The sequence below is a fragment of the Pseudomonadota bacterium genome (assembly GCA_037200975.1).
In the GTDB taxonomy this organism is placed as follows: Bacteria; Pseudomonadota; Gammaproteobacteria; order Steroidobacterales; family Steroidobacteraceae; genus CADEED01.
The window spans coordinates 2,270,069-2,289,299 of sequence record JBBCGI010000001.1 but is presented as its reverse complement, the minus strand read 5'-3'; the positions used below and the strand labels follow the sequence as shown (position 1 = coordinate 2,289,299).

General features: G+C 65.1%; 19 protein-coding genes. 10 read left to right on the top strand and 9 right to left on the bottom strand.

The genetic code is table 11. The features are described 5' to 3' along the window. Nucleotides 1-105: 105 nt before the first annotated feature. The 8 genes from WDO72_10200 to dtd all read right to left on the bottom strand — a co-directional run bounded on the left by WDO72_10200 (nt 106) and on the right by dtd (nt 8,768). Entirely contained in the window at nt 106-1,053 is a 948-nt protein-coding gene (locus WDO72_10200; GenBank protein MEJ0086045.1) for an EamA family transporter, read from the bottom strand. 98 nt (nt 1,054-1,151) lie between these two features. After that, complete coding sequence (locus tag WDO72_10195) at nt 1,152-3,119, bottom strand: oligopeptide transporter, OPT family (GenBank protein ID MEJ0086044.1); 1,968 nt, start codon at nt 3,117-3,119, stop codon at nt 1,152-1,154. A 4-nt stretch (nt 3,120-3,123) separates the two neighbouring features. Next, on the bottom strand, nt 3,124-4,986 hold the full coding sequence (locus WDO72_10190; protein MEJ0086043.1) for a M2 family metallopeptidase: 1,863 nt from the start codon (nt 4,984-4,986) through the stop codon (nt 3,124-3,126). Continuing rightward, on the bottom strand, nt 4,983-6,512 hold the full coding sequence (locus WDO72_10185; protein ID MEJ0086042.1) for a peptide MFS transporter: 1,530 nt from the start codon (nt 6,510-6,512) through the stop codon (nt 4,983-4,985). The genes WDO72_10190 and WDO72_10185 overlap by 4 nt, the downstream gene beginning before the upstream one ends. Nucleotides 6,513-6,669: 157 nt before the next feature. Next, entirely contained in the window at nt 6,670-7,455 is a 786-nt protein-coding gene (gene tatC, locus WDO72_10180; GenBank protein ID MEJ0086041.1) for a twin-arginine translocase subunit TatC, read from the bottom strand. Continuing rightward, nucleotides 7,452-7,919 carry a Sec-independent protein translocase protein TatB gene (gene tatB, locus WDO72_10175; GenBank protein ID MEJ0086040.1) on the bottom strand — a complete coding sequence of 156 codons (468 nt, stop codon included), beginning with the start codon at nt 7,917-7,919 and terminating at the stop codon, nt 7,452-7,454. The genes tatC and tatB overlap by 4 nt, the downstream gene beginning before the upstream one ends. Before the next feature lie 27 nt (nt 7,920-7,946). Beyond that, on the bottom strand, nt 7,947-8,174 hold the full coding sequence (tatA, locus tag WDO72_10170; protein MEJ0086039.1) for a twin-arginine translocase TatA/TatE family subunit: 228 nt from the start codon (nt 8,172-8,174) through the stop codon (nt 7,947-7,949). A 135-nt stretch (nt 8,175-8,309) separates the two neighbouring features. Next, nucleotides 8,310-8,768 carry a D-aminoacyl-tRNA deacylase gene (gene dtd, locus WDO72_10165; GenBank protein MEJ0086038.1) on the bottom strand — a complete coding sequence of 153 codons (459 nt, stop codon included), beginning with the start codon at nt 8,766-8,768 and terminating at the stop codon, nt 8,310-8,312. Nucleotides 8,769-8,878: 110 nt separating this feature from the next. Here dtd and WDO72_10160 point away from each other — a divergent pair, with 110 nt between their 5' ends. Continuing rightward, nucleotides 8,879-9,538 carry a c-type cytochrome gene (locus WDO72_10160; GenBank protein MEJ0086037.1) on the top strand — a complete coding sequence of 220 codons (660 nt, stop codon included), beginning with the start codon at nt 8,879-8,881 and terminating at the stop codon, nt 9,536-9,538. Nucleotides 9,539-9,550: 12 nt separating this feature from the next. Here the strand turns inward: WDO72_10160 and WDO72_10155 are convergent, their stop codons facing one another. Further along, nucleotides 9,551-11,497: a prolyl oligopeptidase family serine peptidase gene (locus tag WDO72_10155; protein MEJ0086036.1), complete on the bottom strand. Its 1,947-nt coding sequence runs from the start codon at nt 11,495-11,497 to the stop codon at nt 9,551-9,553. A gap of 33 nt (nt 11,498-11,530) precedes the next feature. Between WDO72_10155 and WDO72_10150 the strand changes: the two genes are divergently transcribed. The 9 genes from WDO72_10150 (at nt 11,531) to WDO72_10110 (ending at nt 19,223) form a co-directional block, all read left to right on the top strand. Continuing rightward, nucleotides 11,531-12,466 (top strand): MBL fold metallo-hydrolase, encoded by a 936-nt coding sequence (locus tag WDO72_10150; GenBank protein MEJ0086035.1) that lies wholly within the window; start codon nt 11,531-11,533, stop codon nt 12,464-12,466. Next, complete coding sequence (locus tag WDO72_10145) at nt 12,466-12,933, top strand: DUF2269 family protein (GenBank protein MEJ0086034.1); 468 nt, start codon at nt 12,466-12,468, stop codon at nt 12,931-12,933. The genes WDO72_10150 and WDO72_10145 overlap by 1 nt, the downstream gene beginning before the upstream one ends. Nucleotides 12,934-13,022: 89 nt before the next feature. Continuing rightward, complete coding sequence (locus WDO72_10140) at nt 13,023-14,297, top strand: thiamine pyrophosphate-dependent enzyme (protein MEJ0086033.1); 1,275 nt, start codon at nt 13,023-13,025, stop codon at nt 14,295-14,297. Further along, nucleotides 14,298-15,314 carry an alpha-ketoacid dehydrogenase subunit beta gene (locus WDO72_10135; GenBank protein MEJ0086032.1) on the top strand — a complete coding sequence of 339 codons (1,017 nt, stop codon included), beginning with the start codon at nt 14,298-14,300 and terminating at the stop codon, nt 15,312-15,314. A 6-nt stretch (nt 15,315-15,320) separates the two neighbouring features. Continuing rightward, nucleotides 15,321-16,649, top strand: a complete 1,329-nt coding sequence (locus WDO72_10130; protein MEJ0086031.1) for a dihydrolipoamide acetyltransferase family protein — start codon at nt 15,321-15,323, stop codon at nt 16,647-16,649. Between the two features lie 3 nt (nt 16,650-16,652). Further along, nucleotides 16,653-18,050 (top strand): hypothetical protein, encoded by a 1,398-nt coding sequence (locus WDO72_10125; GenBank protein ID MEJ0086030.1) that lies wholly within the window; start codon nt 16,653-16,655, stop codon nt 18,048-18,050. A gap of 73 nt (nt 18,051-18,123) precedes the next feature. Continuing rightward, nucleotides 18,124-18,408, top strand: coding sequence for a hypothetical protein (locus tag WDO72_10120; GenBank protein MEJ0086029.1), 285 nt, complete (start codon nt 18,124-18,126; stop codon nt 18,406-18,408). Continuing rightward, nucleotides 18,405-18,557, top strand: coding sequence for a hypothetical protein (locus WDO72_10115; protein ID MEJ0086028.1), 153 nt, complete (start codon nt 18,405-18,407; stop codon nt 18,555-18,557). The genes WDO72_10120 and WDO72_10115 overlap by 4 nt, the downstream gene beginning before the upstream one ends. A 21-nt stretch (nt 18,558-18,578) precedes the next feature. Beyond that, a complete protein-coding gene (locus tag WDO72_10110) occupies nt 18,579-19,223 on the top strand; it encodes a methyltransferase domain-containing protein (GenBank protein ID MEJ0086027.1) in 645 nt (214 codons plus the stop codon). Nucleotides 19,224-19,231 lie beyond the last annotated feature (8 nt).

Sequence of the window (19,231 nt, the reverse complement as noted above, 5' to 3'; positions counted from 1 at the left end):
GGGTCGGACTTAGCGGCGGCAACGATCGATTCACTCTCATGAGTGCAATTCGAAAGTCCGACCCGGCACCGACTTACTGCTGCACCGACCTGGGCCCCCACTTCCTCACCCGCAGCCGGCGGTCGACGGATCCTTCTGCTCGTCCTCATCCAGCCGCTTCACATCTTTCTTCGGCCAGCTCACCAGCGCGACACCGAGGAACATCACCACCATCCCGGCAAGCTGGTTCACGCCTAACTTCTCGTGCAGGAACCACCAGCCGAGCACCGCGGCGATCGCCGGGTTCACGTAGCTGTAAGTCCCGACCAGCGCGGGCGTCGTGTTCCGCGCCAGCCACGCAAACGCTGTGTACGCGAGGCACGAGCTCAGCAGTGTCAGATACGCCATCGCGGCCAGTCCGGGCTTCGACCATGACCACAGCGCCGCCTCGCCTTTCGCGAAGCCGATCGCCAGCATCATGATGCCGCCCAACAACATCTGCACGGCGGTGAACGGCAGCACGTCGAGCTTCGAGTGCACATTGCGGATGTACACCGTCGATGCCGACCACGAAAACACCGCCACCAGCACCAGCAACTGCATGCCGAGGTGACTGGTCTGCAACGTGCCGCCCGCTGGCCAGATGAGGAGCGCGGTGCCCGCGAAGCCGATCACGAGGCCGATCAATGTGCGCCGATCGATGGCATGCGCGCGCCGCCCGCGCGTCGCGAGCAGCGCGATCCACAGCGCCGCGGATGCATTGAGGATCGCCGTCTGGTTGGAGGCGATGTGTTGCATGGCGATGTTGGTGAAGCCATTCGCGATGACGACATTGCCGATCGCGACCACGAACATGTGGCGCCATTCGGTGGCGTCGAGCTCGAATTTCTGGCCCAGCAGCAACGCCGTGGCGCCCAGCAGTACCCCCGCGACGGCGAAGCGGATGCCGCCAAACAGGAACGGCGGCAGCGCATGCAGCCCGATGCTCGCGACCAGGTAGGTGGAACCCCAGACGAGATAGACCGTGGCGAAACACACGAGGAGTTTCGCCCGATGCGAGGATTCGGGAATCATGGTGGCGGAATCTAAGGTGCCGGGTGGGGAAAGTGGGGAGAGACGTAAGCGCGCATGCTACGCGCGCCTCTCCCCACTTTCCTCACCCGGCACCCTCTCTACGCCGGGCCGCGTTTCCCGGCGCGGTACAGCCAGTAGCCCACGACGCCCAGGACCGCGAGGCCGGCCCATTCGCCGAGCGATCCGCCGAGCTGCAGGCCTGCCGGCAGCGCGAACACGTCGGCGCTCTTGGTGCCGTAGATCGCGAAGCCGATGAAGATGCCGATCAGTGCCTCGCCGGTGATGAGGCCCGCCGCGAACAAGGTGCCGATGCGATTGCGCTTCTCGACTTCGTCTTCGCTCAGGTTCTTGCCGAACGTGCGCGTGACGAGATGGTTGAGCAGGCCGCCCAGGAAAATCGGCACCATGGTCTCGAGCGGCAGGTAGATGCCGATGGCCGCCGCCAGTACCGGCACGCGGAACTTGGCGCCGCGCGCCTTCAACACCTGATCGAGAATGATCACCGCGATGCCGATGCCGGCACCGATCATGATCATCGTCCAGGGCAGGTGTCCGCCGAACAAACCCTTCGCGACCGACGCCATGAGATTCGCCTGCGCCGCTTCGAGCGAACGCGGATGTTCGAGCGTGCGCGGCCCGATGCCGTAGCTCTGCGCGAGCATGTTCAGCACCGGCGCCATGACGAGTGCGCAGCACACCGAACCGATCGCCAGCATCACCTGCTGACGCCACGGCGTAGCGCCCACCAGGTACCCCGCCTTCAGATCCTGCAGGTTGTCGCCGGCGACGCAGGCCGCGCAGCACACCACCGCGCCGATCATCACCGCTGCCACCGGCCCGATGGCCGAGTCCTTGCCGAGGAACGCCAACAACACGAGCGCGGCGAACAGGATGGTCGCGATCGTGATACCCGACACCGGGTTGTTGGATGAACCGACCAGCCCCGCCATGTACGCGGACACCGAGCAGAACAGGAATCCCGCGACCACCATGATGACGGACATCGCGAGGCCGACCCCGACGCTGCCGACGATGCCGGTATAGAGCACCGCCAGCGGCAGCGTGAACGCCACGATGCCGACCAGCACCCATTTCATCGGCAGGTCGCGATCGGTGTGCGCCACGATCGTGTCGCTGCCGGCGCGCGCCGCGGCCAGGCCGCTCTTCACACCCGAAACGATGGACTTGCGCAGCGTGATCAACGCCCACAACCCGCCGACCAGCATCGCGCCGACACCCAGATACCGGATCTGTGCGCCGCGCAGGATTTGCGCCGTCGTCTCCGCGCACTGCTCGCCCGTGAGCCCCTGGCAGGCGCCCGCGACGGTTGCCGCAAGTTCCGGGTTATCCGCCAGGAAATACGCGTGATAAAGCGGAATCGCGATGTTGAACGACAGGATGCTGCCGGACACGACGACAATCCCGATGTTGAGCCCGACGATGTACCCGACGCCCAGCAACGCCGGCGAAATATTCGTGCCCATGTAGCCGAGATACTTGCCGACGAAGCCGCTGGCCAGCGCGCTGTCCGGCACCAGCCGCATGCCACTCGCGGCGATCATCTTCCCGACGCCGCCGATGAGCGCCGAAACGCCCAGCACCTTCACGCCTTCCTTCGGATTCTCGCCGGCACGCAGCACTTCGGCCGCGGCCTTGCCTTCCGGGAACGCCATCTGCTGATCGACGATCAACGAGCGGCGCAACGGCACCGAGAACAACACGCCTAACAATCCGCCGAGGCCGGCGATCGCGCACACCCACCAGTACTTGAAGTCCGGCCAGTAACCCATGATCACCAGCGCGGGTACCGTGAAGATGACGCCCGAGGCGATGGACGTCGCGGCCGACGCGCCGGTCTGCACGATGTTGTTCTCGAGGATGCCGCCGCCGCCGAGCGCACGCAGCACCGCCATCGAGACCACCGCCGCGGGAATCGCCGACGCGATCGTCATGCCGGCGAACAGGCCGAGGTAGGTATTGGCAGCGGCGAGTATCACCGCGAGCACGATCGACAGGATGATGGCGCGCGCAGTGAGCTGCGGCGCCGGCGCGGCGGATACGTTCATCTATCTACTCCCGGTCCCAGCCGCAGGTTTCGCCCTTGTTCTGCTCCGCCAGCCACCCTTCGAGCGGCTGGAAGTATTCCATGATCGCGGAAGCATCCATCGTGCGTGTACCCGTCAGCTGCTCGAGCGAATCCTGCCAGGGCTGGCTCGCGCCGAGCTTGAGCATGGCCGCATATTTCTCGCCGGCCGCCTTGCTGCCGAAGATCGAGCATTCCGACAGCGGGCCCTTGAAGCCCGCGGCTTCGCACAACGCCTTGTGGAACTGGAACTGCACGATGAACGACAGGAAATAACGCGTATACGAGGTGTTGCCAGGTACGTGGTACTTCGCGCCCGGATCGAAGTCCTCTTCGCTGCCCGGCACCGGACGCGAGACGCCCTGATACTTCTCGCGCAGGTCCCACCAGGCCTTGTTGTATTCGGACGGCTTGATGCGGCCGTCGAACACGCCCCAGCGCCACTCGTCGATGAGTTTGCCGAACGGCAGGAACGCGACCTTGTCGAGCGCCATCTTCATCTGCTGATTGATGACGGCTTCCTTCGACGGCGGCACCGGGCCCGCGAGGCCGATCTGGCGTAGATAGGCCGGCGTCACCGAAAGATTCACGGTATCGCCGATCGCTTCATGGAAGCCGTCGTGCGCGCCGTCCTGGAACAGCTGCGGCTGGTCCTTGTACCAGATGTAGTAATAGACGTGGCCGAGCTCGTGGTAGATGGTGAAGAGATCCTCTTCGATCGGCTTCATGCACATCTTGATGCGCACGTCGTCCTTGTCGTCCATGTCCCAGGCGCTGGCGTGGCACTGCACTTCGCGATCGCGCGGGCGTACCAGCATCGAGCGCTCCCAGAAGGTCTGCGGCAGCGCCGGGAATCCGATCGAGGTGTAGAAGCTCTCCGCGGACTTCGTCATGCGCACCGCGTCCCACTTCTGCGCCTGCAGGTAACGGTCGGCCGATTCGATCTTGACGGCCGGATACGGCTTGAGCAGGTCGTCGTACACGCGGTTCCACTGCTGCGCCCACATGTTGCCTAACAACTGCGCGGGGATCGGTTTGCCCTCGGGCACCTTGTCCTTGCCGTACTTCTGCGCGAGGCGTTTGCGCGCGTAGCAGTGCAGGCCTTCGTACAGCGGCTGCACCTGGCCGTACAGCCGCGCGGCCTCTTTCTCGAAATCCGCCGCGGGCATGTCGTACTTCGAACGCCACATGTCACCGACGTCCGCGAAACCCAGCTCCTTCGCACCCTCGTTCGACAACTCGACGAAGCGCTCGTATTTCGCGCGCATCGGCTTCGAGATGGTGTGCCATTGCACCCAGGCGTCGGTCAGCTCCTGGTAATTGCGGCTGGTGGCGATGATGTCGGACAGCTCGTCGAGGTTCTTGCAGCCTTCGCCCTTGCCATCTTTGTTGGACCCGGGCGGGCAGTACTTGCCCTCGCCGTACATCGCCTCGAGCTCGGTCGAGAGCGTCGCGAGCTCCGAGCGTTTCGCGGCGTCGGCCGGCGCCGGCGCGCTGGCCGCAATCTTGATCAGCTTGAGCGCGCGCTCCGTCGACGGATCGAGCTTGTCCCCGTCAAACACCTTCGCTTCGCCGGCCTTGCGGCTGTAGAACTCGAGATACCGGTCGGTGGCCTTCGAATTGAGGAACTGCGTGTCCACCGTGATGTCGGTGGCCATCGTCCAGCCCGCGGCGTTGCTCTCGCGATTGATGTCGACCAGTTCCTGATTGACCCTGGCCACGAAGCCGTTGGGGTCGTTCTTCTTCGGCGGCGGCTTGGGCCCCGGGCCGGGGCAGGCGGTGAGCGTGAAAGCGGCGCCGACGGCCACGGCGATCGCGGCCGCGCCGCGCAGGTAGTTAGCGGTGCTCATTTGCGGTCTCCAATCCAGCCGCGCAGGGTGCCGGCGAACAACATGATCACCACGCCGGCGCCGCCGCCGATCAGGGTCATGATCCAGAACTGGTGCGGCAATTCGGACTTGGTGAGTGAGGCGGTGTGCCCGCCCACCAGTCCCGCGACCGTGTTGCCGATCGCGGCGCCGAGGAACCACGTGCCCATCATGCGGCTGACGAATTTCGGCGGCGACAGTTTGGTCACGTTGGAGAGACCGACCGGGGAGAGGCACAACTCGCCGAACGTATGGATGAGGTAAGCCATGAACAGCCACTGCGGGCCGACCTTGCCATCGGTGGAGACCACCAGCTGTGCGGCGAACATCATGATCAGGAACCCGAAGCCCAGCATCAAGAGTCCGAAGCCCATCTTGAACGGCGCGGACGGATCCAGGTTGCGCGCGCCCAGCGCCACCCAGATCCACGCGAAGAACGGCGCGAACAGGATGATGCCGATCGGATTGATGGCCTGGTAGTACGCGGCCGGATGCATGCCCTCGTTGTAGAAGCGGCCGAGGAACGAGCGATCCGTGAAGTCGAGCGCGAAGATGTTGAAGGTCGTCGCCTGCTGCTCGAAGCCGCCCCAGAAGAGGGCCGCACACAGGAAGAAGATGATGATGACGCCGACGCGTTTCTTGTCGGCGGTATCCAGCCCGCCAAACAACAATACGTAACCGAAGAACGCGACCGCCAGCGCCACCTCCGCGACGAACAGGCCCTGGGCCAGCGATTTCTCGGAAGGCACGTTCTCACCGAGGAACAAGGTCGCCGCGCCGATCAGCGCCAGCACGAACACGGCCGCCACCATGATCCAGGTGCGCTTGCGTTGTTCGGGCGGCACCAGCGGAGCCAGCCCGGACGTTCCCAGATATTTTTCCGTCAGCTTGAACTGGATGAGGCCGATGATCATCGCGACGCCGCAGATGCCGAAGCCGAGACGCCAGTTGATGTCTTCGCCGAGGCCGGCAGCAATGATCGGCCCGAGCGCCGCGCCGAGATTGATGCCCATGTAGAAGATCGAGAAACCCGCGTCGCGCCGCGCGCCGGGCTGGCCTTCATACAACGCACCGACGACGCTCGAGACGTTCGGTTTCAACAGGCCGATGCCGAGCACCGTGAAGGCGAGGCCGCCGTAGAACACCGCGGGCGTCGCGGGGATCGCGCAGATGAAGTTGCCGATGGTGATGAAGACGCCACCGATGAAAACCGCATTGCGCTGGCCGATCAGCCGATCGGCTATCCAGCCGCCGGGCACCGTGACCAGGTAGGCGCAGCCGGCGAACAATGCGTACACCGCGCCGGCGGTTTCATTGTCGACGCCGTAGCCCGGATTCGCCGCGGTGGTCGAAGCGGCGAGGAACAACACGAGCATCGTGCGCAACCCGTAATAGGTGAAGCGCTCGAAGAACTCGGTCATGAAGAGAGTCGCGAGGCCGCGCGGATGTCCGAAGAAACTGCGGCTGTAGTCCGGCGACACGATGGTCGTCGAGTTCGGATCGTTCATTCTTATGTGCCCCGAATTTTGTAGGCGCTGTTGCGCCGCGATGGCGCCGAGTCTGACCTATGGCTGCCCGCGCCAGCAAGGCGCACGAATCAAGGGAACAGCGCTGCCAGGGCTTTCCGGGTGGCTTTATTTACAGCGCCAACGAACCGGCGTGCGATCAACTCGCCCCGGCTTCTTCCTTCTCGGCCGCTTCCGCGGCTTCGCGGCGCATCTTCTGCATGATGCGCGCCATCACCAGCCCGCCCTCGTAGAGCAGGTACATCGGGATGGCCATCGTGCATTGTGAAATCGCATCGGGCGGCGTGAGGAAGGCCGCCACCACGAAAATGCCGATCAGCACGTAACCGCGATTCGCGGCCAGCTTTTCCACCTTCGCGATGCCCGTGAGCACCAGCAGCACCACCGCGACCGGGACCTCGAAGGCCACGCCGAACGCGAAGAACATCATCAGCACGAAATCGAGGTAACTCGCCATGTCGGGCTGGTACTTCACGGCGATCGGCACGGTGCCGACGAAGAAGTTGAACATCACGGGGAACACGGCGTAGTAGGCGAACAACACGCCGATGTAGAACAGCAGCACCGAAGACACCAGCAGCGGCACCGCGAAACGTTTCTCGCGCCGGTACAGGCCGGGCGCGACGAAGGCCCAGATCTGGTAAATCACCACCGGCATCGCCGCGAACAGCGCCACGTAGAACGACACCTTGAACGGCGTCATGAACGGGCCGACCACGGTCGTCGAGATGAGCGTGCTGCCCTTGGGTAGTTTGTCGACCAGCGGTTGCGCGATCAGCGTGAACAGGTCGTTGGCGAAATACGCGCATGGCAGGAACAGCAGCAGGATTGCCAGCATCGCCTTCATGAGCCGGTCGCGCAGCTCGAGCAGATGCGACATCAACGTGCCTTCCGCCAGCTCCTCGCTTTTCTTCTCGTCGCTCACGGCGACTTCTGGTCCGGGGTAGTCAGGTCGAGTTCGCTCTGCGTGCCGCCTTCCTCGGCGGGCGCCGGCGTGGGCGCCGCGGCCGGGCCAGCGTACGGATCCGGATCGGCGGCGCGCTGCGAGGGGTGCATGTGGTGATCCGGCGGATAGAACTCCTCTTCCGGTTCAGGCGTCGCGACCGCGGCGGCGGGCAGTGCGGCGGCGGGAGCCGCGGCAGGAGTCGCCGGCGTCGCGGGTTTGGGTTTCGGATCGAGCGAGGTGTCGATGCCGGGGTCGACGTCGAACTTGCTCTCGAGGTTCGACGCCTCTTCTTCCAGCTGTTCGCGGAACTGGCGCGCCATCGCGCGCGCGCGGCCAACCCAGCGACCGACCTGCTGGGCGAGTTTGGGCAGCTTCTGCGGGCCCAGCACCACCAGCGCGATCGCGAAGATCAGCAGCAGTTCTGAAAATCCAACCTCAAACATGGAGATCTCGGCGCGAGGCGCCGCGGATCACGCCTTGTGCTCGCTCTTCTCCGCTTCTGACTTCGCGGGGTCGGGAAACTCGGCGTCCGCCTTGAGCTGCTTGACGGATTCCTCGGCGTCGCCGTCGCTCATCGACTTCTTGAACCCGCGCACCGCGGAGCCCAGATCCGAGCCGATCGTCTTCAGTTTCTTGGCGCCGAACACGAGCAGCACGATCACGAGGATGACGAGTAATTCTCTAAAACCGATGCCCATGAGCCGCTCCTGTGGGGGGCGCGCGGCCCCTCGAAAAACTGCCGGAATGATAAGTCAACAGAGGCCCCAAACCTAAGAAAGTTCGGCCCGGGGCGAGACTCCCATCACGCACTGCGCAGGACTGTTAAGTCTTTGTCATTCCTGGGCAGTTTGCAGGGGAGATCGCAGCCAGAAGGTGACCGGCCCGTCGTTCACCAGCGCCACCTGCATGTGTGCGCCGAATTCACCCGTCGCGACCTGCGCATGACGGGCACGCGCGGCGGCCACGACTTTCTCGAACAGCAGGCGCGCGAGCTCCGGAGGTTCGGCCGTGCTGAACCCGGGGCGAGTTCCCTTGTGGGTGTCCGCCGCGAGCGTGAACTGCGGCACCAGCAGCAGCCCGCCGCCGACATCGGTGAGCGAAAGATTCATGCGCCCGCCGTCGTCCTCGAAGATCCGGTAGGTCAGCACGCGCTCGAGCAGGCATTCGCCGCGCGCCAGGTCGTCGCCGCGCTCGATGCCGACGAGCGCAAGGATGCCCCGCTCAATGCTGCCCACTACGCGGCCTTGCACCGTGACGGCTGCCTGGCTGACACGCTGAATGAGTGTTATCAATCGTCGACCTCTGCGCGCCCCGCGCGCCGGGATTGTGCCCGGTGGCAATTGAGCGCCCAAGTCCTTAATATCGCGACCTGTTTTTGAGAGCTCAAAGGCTTACATCCGTCATGGCATTGCGTACTTCGCTCGTCGTCTCGCTGACCCTCACCGCCGCCGCTTTCCTCGCGCCGCTCGCGCAGGCGCAGGCGCCCGTCGGAGATGCCAAGCGTGGCCACGACCTGGCCTACACCTGCCAGGGCTGTCACGCCATTCCTAACTACAAGAACGTCTACCCCACTTATTCGGTGCCCAAGGTGCACGGCCAGCGGCCCGAATACCTGCTCGCGGCGCTCAAGGCCTACAAGAGCGGCGAACGTTCCCACGGCACGATGCACGCGCAGGCGGCATCCATGAGCGAGCAGGACATGGCGGACATCGCGGTGTACTTCGCCGGCCCCGACGTGTTGACCAAGTCGACCAACGACGTGCCGGCCGACCGGCGCCCGAAGGCGACCGAGACCTGCCTCGCCTGCCACGGCACCAACGGCGTCGGCATTACCGCCGATTACCCGACGCTCGCCGGACAGCACACGGACTACATCGAGCGCGCGTTGCACGACTACCAGAAGGGCGGGCGCAAGAACGCCATCATGGCGGGCATGGCGGCGACGCTCACGCTGGAAGACATCGTCGCGGTGGCGGAGTACTACTCCAGCAAGACCCCCGGCCTCCAGACCCTGCCGAAGAAGCGTTTCTTCTTCTCGGCCGATTCGGGTCCCGCGCACTAACTATCCTCGCCGCTACTTGGGCGCGGCGAGCTGCTTCTCCAGGAACGTCACGATCGTCTTCTGATAGAAGTCGCGGTTCGACTTCTTCCTGAACCCGTGGCCTTCGTCCTTGGCCGCCAGATACCAGACCTCGCCGCCGCGCGCACGGATCTTCGCCACCATCTGCTGGGATTCGGTCGCCGGGACGCGTGGGTCGTTGAGCCCCTGCACCACCAGCATCGGCTTGTTTATCCTGGCCGCGTTGGTGAGCGGCGAAATCCGCTGTAGATAGGCGCGCATGCGCGGCAGCCGTTCGTCGCCGTATTCGGCGCGGCGCAGGTCGCGCCGGTACGCGGAGGTGTTCTCGAGGAAGGTGACGAAATTCGAGATGCCGACCACGTCGATGCCGCCGCGCAGCCGGTCGCCGAAGTTCGCCATCGTCGCGAGCGACATGTAGCCGCCGTAAGAACCGCCCGAGACGAAGACTTTCTTCGCGTCCAGGTCCTTCTGCAGGCCGACCCAGACCAGCAGCGCGCCGATGTCCTTGACCGAATCCTCACGGTCCTCGCCGTCGTCGAGATTCATGTAGGTCTTGCCGTAGCCGGTCGAGCCGCGCACGTTCGGCGTGATGACCACGAAGCCCATCTCGCGCACCAGGAACTGGGTGAACGGATTGAAGCTCGGAATGGCCTGCGATTCGGGCCCGCCATGGATGTCGATGAGCACCGGATGCGGACCCGGCGTGGACGGGCGCACGATGAACGCGGGAATCTCGCGGAACTTGCCGCGCTCGCGATCGAAGGTCGGATATCGCACCAGTTCGGCGGGTGAGTACTGCAGCGGATCGTTCGGCCCGACCTCGCTCTTCGTATACCGGACCAGTGCATTGCGCTCGACTTCGAGCACGAACACATCGCGCGGCGATTGCGCATTTTCCAGCGACAATGCCAGACGTTTGCCGGTGCGATCGAAAGCGATGCGGCCGATCCGGCCGTCGGGCAGCGGCGGCAGGCTCTCGGTACGCGCCGCAACGTTCACCACGGTCAGGCGGCTGACGCCATCGACGTTGGCGACCCAGGCGAGATAGCGGCCGTCGTCGCTGCGCGCGAAGTCTTCGATATCCCAGGGGATGTGGCCGGTGAGGTTTTCGGCCACGCCGGTGGCGAGATCGATGCGTTTGAGTTGTTCGAACTCGCTGTCACGGTTGGTGATCAGATAGACGCCGCGGCCGTCGGCCGTGAAACGCGCGCCCGAAACGCTGGCGACGCCCTTGCCCTCGCCGACTGGCGTCAAAGCCGCGGTCGCGAGGTCCATCACGTACAGGTGCGATTCGTTCGCCGAGACGAAGTTGGTGATGAGCAGCTTGCTGTCGTCGGGCGACCAGTCCGCCACCGACCATTCCTTCTGGAAGCCGTTGTAGACGAGGCGCGGCGGCACGTTGTTAGCCGGCTCCGCCACGAACAGGTCGTAACTCACGCCATCGCGGCCGGTGCCGTGAAAGGCCACGCGGCGGCCGTCATGGCTCCAGCGCAGGCCGCCATGCAGCCCCTTGCCGTCGCTGATCATGTGCACGGCGCGGGTATTGACGTCGTAGTAGAAGACCTGCGACATCTCGTTGCCGCCGATGTCGCGCAGGAACACGAAGCCGGGCGCCACCGCCGATTGCGGCGACCGCGCGGACGACACGGGCTCGCGCGAAAAGGTGAGTTGCTCGCGCATGCCCAATGGTTGTGCAACCCGGTGCAATTGCTCGGTGTCCCCGAAGCGCGTGGCTATCAACATGCCGCCGTCGGGTAGCCAGTCGACGAAGGTCGCGCCGCGCGCGTTCATGTAATCGTCTAACTTGGCTGTTAGAGGTGTTTCGACCGGTGGAATGTTGTCGAGCACCAGGTTGCCGCGTTCCTCGATCGCGGCGTGCGCGCCCGATGCGAGTTGTATGAAAATGCAGGTTCCAATCGCCAGCAGAAAGTTACGTCTCATGCTGCTATGTTGCCGTAAGCCATGAATGCCGTCATGCCACGTCTCACGTCATTCGCCGATGGCATCACCGCCGTCGACACCGAATACGTGCGCCCGCAGATGGACGCCTCGCACGTCGTGGCCGTTAACGGACGTGCGGCCATCATCGATACCGGCCCCAACACGGCCGTTCCGCTGATACTCGCCGCGCTCGAAAAGCTCGGGGTCGCGCCCGACGCGGTGGAGCTGCTGTTCCTCACACACGTGCATCTCGATCACGCCGGGGGCGCCGGTGCGTTGATGCAGGCGTTGCCGAATGCGGTCTGCGTGGTGCACCCGCGCGGCGCGCCGCACATGATCCACCCCGCAAAACTCATCGCCGGCACCCGGGCCGTCTATGGGCACGAGCTGCACGAGAAGTTGTATGGCGAGATTCTCCCGATCGCGCGCGAGCGGGTGGTCGCAACCACCGACGGGCAGCTTTTCGAGCTCGCCGGCCGCGCCTTCGAGTGCGTGCACACACCCGGTCACGCGCTGCATCACCAGGCGATCGTCGATCGGGACACGACCGGCATCTTCACCGGCGACACCTTCGGGCTCTCCTATCGCGAATTCGATACCGCGCGCGGGCCGTGGATCACGCCCACCACCACCCCCACGCAGTTCGATCCGGCGCAGCTCAAGGCTTCCATCGTGCGGCTCATGCAGTTCAAGCCGCGCAAGTTGTACCTGACTCACTACAGCGAAGTCGGCGACTGCGCGCGCCTGGCCAACGACATGTACGACGCCATCGACGAGTTCGTGAAGATCGCGCGCCGTTGCGGGCTCGACGATCGGCGCCTGAAATTCGAGCTGCGCCAGCGCTCGCACGAATCGCTGCGCGAACACGGCTGCCAGCTGAGCGCCGACGCGATCGATGCGCTTCTCGGCAAGGACTTCGAGCTCAACGCGGCCGGTCTCATCCACTGGTTGAAGCGCGAGGCCGGCTGATGCTCTATCTACTGGTCAAATCGCTGCACATCGTCAGCGTCGTGCTGTTCCTCGGCAACATCATCACCGGCGTGTTCTGGAAATTTCACGCCGACCGGACCGGCGAGCTGCGTGCCCGCGCGCAGGCGCTGGACGGGATCATCGCCAGCGATCGCTGGTTCACGACGCCGGGCGTCATCCTCATCATCGCGACCGGCGTGATACTCGCCTGGCTGATGGACTATCCACTGCTCACGACGAAGTGGATCGGCTGGTCGCTGGTGCTGTTCGGCATTTCCGGCGCCGCGTTCTCCTTCTTTGTCGCGCCGCTGCAGAAGAAGTTGTTAGCCAACGTTCGCGCCGGCATCGCCGGCGCCTGGAACGAGACCGAATACGAAGCCCTGTCCCGCTCCTGGAAAATCTGGGGCGCGGTAGCGACGGGCGCTCCCCTCGTCGCACTGTTCCTGATGGTCTTCAAACCGACCTGACCCACGCCGCCCGCGTTCCGGGCCGCTCAGGAACCGCGGCGCAACCGCGCCCGGAATGCCCTCGATTCGCCAGCAAGGTCGAGCCGAGTATCATCCGCCTCATGCCAAGACTTCACGTTCCGCAACCCCCCACTCGGCCCGGGGACAAGCCCGACTTTTCGTACGTCGAGCTATCTCCCGCCGGCGCCATCAACAAGCCCGACGTCAACGCCCGCGCCCGCGACATGGAAGAAGTGTCCGTCGGCCTGGTGCGCGTGCTCGACGACAAACACGAGGCCGTCGGCCCGTGGAATCCGTGGCTCGAACCCGAGGATCTGCAAGTCGGCCTGCGCCACATGCTGCTGACACGCATCTTCGATGACCGCATGCAGCGTACGCAACGCCAGGGAAAGATCTCCTTCTATATGCGTTCGTACGGCGAGGAGGCCGTCGCGGTCGCGCAGGCCATGGCGCTGCAGCCCGGCGACATGTTGTTCCCGTCGTACCGGCAGCAGGGCATCTACATGGTGCGCGGCAAGCCGCTGGTCGACCTCATGTGCCAGTTGCTCTCCAACACGCGCGACATGTGCAAGGGCCGGCAATTGCCGGTCATGTACCACTGGAACGCCGGCCGCATCTTCTCGATCTCCGGCAATCTAACTACCCAGTTCCCGCAGGCCGTGGGTTGGGCCATGGCCGCCGCGATCCGCAACGAGGATCACATCGCCTGCACCTGGATCGGCGAAGGCTCGAGCGCCGAGGCGGATTTCCACCACGGCATCATCTTCGCCGCCGTCCACCAGGCGCCGGTGATCATGAACATCGTCAACAACCAGTGGGCCATCTCGACGTTCCAGGGAACGGCCGGCGGCGAGCAACGTTCGTTCGCTGCGCGTGGCCCGGGTTACGGCATCGCGGGCATCCGCGTCGACGGCAACGATTTCCTGGCCGTGTACGCCGTCACGCAGTGGGCCGCGCAACGCGCGCGCACCGGCGGCGGGCCGACACTCATCGAGCTCGTGACCTACCGCGCCTCCGCGCACTCGACCAGCGACGACCCGACGCGTTATCGCCCCAAGGACGACTACGAACACTGGCCGCTCGGCGACCCGGTAGATAGACTGAAGAACCACCTGATCGCGCGCGGCGAGTGGAGCGAGAAGCAGCACAAGGATCTGCACGCCGAGCTCGACGCTCAGGTGGTCACGGCCTGGAAGGAAGCCGTGCAGTTCGGCGCGCTGAACGAAGGTCCGCGCCTCGACCGCCACCTCATGTTCGAGGACGTCTACAAGGACTTCCCCGAAAACCTGCGCCGGCAGAGCGAGCAGCTCGCCGAGGAAATCAAACTCAATGCCGAGCTCGGTCTCGCCGCGAAGGTGGACTGAATGGCACAGATGAACATGATCCAGGCGCTCAACTCCGCCATGGACGTGATGATGGCGCGCGACCCGTCGGTGGTCGTGATGGGCGAAGATGTGGGCTACTTCGGCGGCGTGTTCCGCGTCACCGATGGCTTGCAGCGCAAATACGGCGAGCACCGCGTGCTCGATTCGCCGATCTCCGAAGGCGGCATCGTCGCCACCGCGATCGGCATGGCGGTGAATGGATTGAAGCCGGTCGCCGAGATACAGTTCGCCGATTATATCTACCCGGCGGTCGACCAGATCGCGAGCGAGCTGGCGCGCATCCGGTACCGCAGTGCCGGAGATTTCTCCTCGCCGGTCGTCATCCGCGCGCCCTGCGGCGGCGGCATCCGCGGCGGGCAGACGCACTCGCAAAGCCCGGAGGCCATCTTCACCCACATCTGCGGTGTGAAAGTGGTGATGCCTAGCAATCCGTACGACGCCAAGGGCCTGTTGATCGCGGCGATCGAAGACGACGACCCGATCATCTTTTTCGAACCCAAGCGCATCTACAACGGCCCGTTCGACGGCGACCCTAACAAGCCGGCTATTCCGTGGACCACGCACGCGAAGGGCGAGGTGCCCGAGGGGCACTACAAGGTGCCGATCGGCAAGTGCGAGATCGTGCGTTCCGGTGAGCAGGTGACCATCGTCACCTACGGCACGATGGTGTACGTCTGCGAGGCCGCGGCCAAGAAGCTCGGCATCGACGCCGAAATCATCGACGTGCGCACGATGTCGCCGCTCGATCTCGACCCGATCTGCAGCTCCGTCAAGAAGACCGGGCGCTGTGTCGTGGCCCACGAAGCCACGCGTTTTTCCGGCTTCGGCGCGGAGCTGTCGGCCAGCATCCAGGAAGAATGTTTCTGGTATCTCGAGGCACCCATCCAGCGCGTCGCCGGCTGGGACACCCCATACCCGCATGCCTTCGAATGGGAGTATTTTCCCGGGCAAGCACGGGTGGCGCTCGCGCTGCGAGCCGCGATGGGCCAGGAGTAACAAGCCATGAGCCGCTACGTTTTCAAGATGCCGGATCTCGGCGAAGGCACGGTTTCCGCGGAAGTCGTCGCCTGGCACGTCAAGCCGGGGGACCTGGTGCAGGAAGACCAGGTGATGTGCGAGGTCATGACCGAGAAGGCCGCGGTGGAAATGCCCGCGCCGGTCACGGGCCGCATCCTTTCGATCCAGGGTGAGCCGGGCGACATGGTCGCCGTGGGTTCGGAGCTGGTCGTATTCGAAACCGACGCAACTTCCGCCGCGGCGGGTGCCGAGCCGGTCGCGAAGGTCACTGCGCCGCCGCCGCCGGAGCCGCTCACTCCGCAGCGCCGTGCCGGCGACAAGCCGGGCGACAAGCTGGCTACCGACAAACAACAGATAGCCGCCGCCGCCAACGGCGCGCACAACGGCAACGGCTCGAACGGCACCGGCCAGCACAAGGCCGCGCGCGTCATGGTGTCGCCGGCCTCGCGCCGCCGCGCCGTCGAAGCCGGCCTCGATCTAACTACCGTCACGGGCACCGGTCCCGCCGGGCGCATCGAACCGGGCGACATCGACTCCGCGCTGGCCGCCGGTGCCGCGCGCGGCGCCGCGCCGTCGATGAACGCGCGCGCCAACGCCACGCGCGAACCGCGCGCCGGCACCGAGGAGGTGAAGATCATCGGCCTGCGCCGCGTGATCGCCGAGCGCCTGACCGAATCGGCCAAGAGCATTCCGCAGTACTCGTACGTGGAAGAGTGTGATCTCACGCGTCTCGAGGCGCTGCGCAAACACCTGAACGACCGGCGCCCGGCCAGCGCGCCGCCGCTGACCTTCTTGCCGTTCATCGTCGCGGCGCTGGCACGCGTGCTCGACAAATTCCCCCAGTGCAACGCGTTGTACGACAGCGCGCGCGGCGTGCTCGTCAAACACAAGGCCGTGCACGTCGGCATCGCCACGCAGACGCCGCAGGGGCTCAAGGTGCCGGTGGTGCGCAACGCCGAGTCGCGCGCGCTGCACGATCTGGCCGCCGAGATCCGCCGCGTCTCCGAGGCTGCGCGCACCAACAAGTCGCCGCGCGAGGAGCTCACCGGTTCCACGATCACGATCACCAGTCTGGGCAAACTGGGCGGTATCGCTTCGACGCCGATGATCAACATGCCCGAGGTGTCGATCATCGGGATCAACAAAGCCATCGAACGCGCCGTGGTCGTCGACGGGCAGATCGTCGTGCGCCTGATGATGAATCTGTCGTCGTCGTTCGATCACCGGTTCGTCGACGGTTTCGATGCCGCCTCGATGATCCAGGCGTTGAAGGATCTGCTCGAGCAGCCGGCCACGATCTTCATCGACGGCTGAGGCGTGCGGTTACTGCCGCTTCTCGCATTGCTGGGCACGGCGGCCGCGCAAGCGGCCATTGCCGACAAACCCGGCATACCGCAAGTGCGCGTGGAAGTCTCGCGGCGCGGCGACGAGTGGAGCGCCGAATTCCAATTCGACCGGCGGGTAGCGGCCTGGGTGTTGCCACGTTCGGATCGGACGGCGCTGGCGGGCACCCCGTGGCGCGAAGGTAGCTGGACGGTCGAAACGCGCGGCGTGAAGCTCGCGCGCCACGGCGCCTATGACGTCTTCGAGGCCGATCGCGGCGAGCTTCCGCTGCGCGTTCGCATCGGCTTCACCCCGGTCGCCGAGCGCCTGCAGGCGGACTATCCACCGGCGCTGCGTTTCACCGACGGCTCCGTCGCGCTGTTCGTCGCGCAGTTCGACCTGTTTCCGATGGATTCGCTCGCGAAGGTGCGCGCGTTACCGAACGACCTCAACAACCAGATGGTGCCCGCCGCCCAGCTGCGCTACGTGTTCGTCGACAGCGCAGGCCCGGTGCTGCTGGAAGGCAGGCGCGCGGCAGTCGCCAGCACGATCGACAAGGACACCTACGTCCTGTTCGGCGCGACGCGCCCCATCGAAACGCCGTACATGGTCGCGGTGCTCGATCCCGAACTACCTGCGTGGATCAAGGACTCCATTTCGACCGCCGTGCCGTCGTTGCTGTCGCGATATACGCAGGAGCTCGGCAAGCTGCCCGACGGGAAGCCCACGATCATGGTGAGCTGGGCCGGGCCCACCCCTTATCTGGTATCGCGCGCCGGCAGTGCGTTGCATGGCCTCATCGTCATGACGTACGAGGGCACCGGCATGCTGAACGAAACCCCCGAGCAGCGCGCGCAGGGACTGTGGTTCGTCGCGCACGAAGCGGCGCATTTCTGGCTCGGGCAGACGGTCTCGTACCAGTACGCGCGCGATGCGTGGATCACCGAGGGCGGCGCCGACTTGTTAGCCATCCGCGCCGTGGCCGAGGCCGACCCCACCTACGATCCGCGCATGGAGCTCAACCGCGCCATCGAAGACTGCATCTCGCTGACGCGCCGCAAGGGTGTCGCCAGCGCGCGCGAGCGAAACGAACATCGCGCCTACTACGCCTGCGGCGCCGTATTCGGCTTGGTGGCGGAAGCCGGCTCGGGCCGTTCGTTCTACAAGTTCGTCCGCGCTCTGCTCGACGCCAACCGGGCCGATGGCATCGTCTCGCGCGCCGAATGGCTGGCCGCGCTCGATGCCGCGACGCGCAAGCCCGACCTGTCGCGCGACATCGCGCACCTGCTCGACCGCGGCGCGCCCGAACCGGAAGACTTCATCGCCGATCTGCTCGGCCGGGCCGGTGTGGATTTCACGCTGGACACCGCCGGCGTCCCGAAGCTGCGCTGACGCGGCCCGGCACCTACAGAAAAGTGTGCGCCGGTTCCGCTTGCGTTTTCGCGGCCGTGGATACAGTCGGCGCATGCATTCGCGCTGCAAAAACTGCCTGTATTGCGGGCTCATCCAGTACGTGAGCCTCGGCGATCCGCCGCCGGTCACCCAATGGAAACGGCCGGTGCTGCTGGTCGCGGGTCTCGCGCTGACGGTGTGCACGGTGCTCGCGCTGCGCTTCGCGTGGGAGCGCAACGACGGCTCGTTCTTCGCCGCGGTGTCGATCATCGTGATGCTGGTCGGATTGCTGGGCATCGTTATCTCGGTGCGCGGCTGCGATGTCTGCGTGGCGCGGTACCTGGGCAAGACGATATGAAAGAGCCTTGCTCACTCAAGACGACGCGCGCGGCGAAGCAGCGCCAGTTCGTCGTGCGCGGCAAGAAGCGTTCGGGTTGCCGATACGCGTCCATCTTCTTCTGCCAGGGCACGGGCGATCGCGCACGCCGGACGGATTCGAGCCGCTAGTCCTGCCACAATGCGCGGCCGATGGCAGCGCCCGATGAAAACCATTTCTGGGATCAGGCGGCGGGAACGAAGCAGTTCACGCATCCGCTCGATCACGCGCGCTTCACGAATGCGGTGTCGCGCGACGCGCGCATTTTAGATTTCGGCTGCGGCCAGGGGCGCATCTGCGCCGAACTCATGGAGCTTGGATTCCTTCGGGTCGTCGGCGTGGATTCATCCGCGCAGATGATTCGCATCGCCAGGCAGGTCTGTCCCAATTTCGATTTCGCCGTGAACGACGGCAGCCAGCTGCCGTACGAGGCGGCCAGTTTCGACGCCGCGCTGCTGTTCGCCGTGCTCACCTGCATCCCCGACGATGCCGCGCAGAAAAATCTGCTGGCCGGATTCAAACGGATACTGCGCCCCGGCGGTCTATTGCTGATCAGCGATTACCCGCTTCAGACCGACGCGCGCAACCTGGAACGTTATGCGAAATTCTCGCAGGAGCCGGGCGGATACGGTTCGTTCCGCTTGGCCGAAGGGACGCTGCTGCGGCATCACCGGCGCGAGTGGTTCGCCGAGCTGCTGACGGGTTTCGAGGCCGAGGAATTCGTCGAGCTGGACGCGACGACGATGAATGGCAACCCGGCGCGGATCGCGCAGCTGTGGTGCCGCAGGTCCGCCTGAAAGGGAGT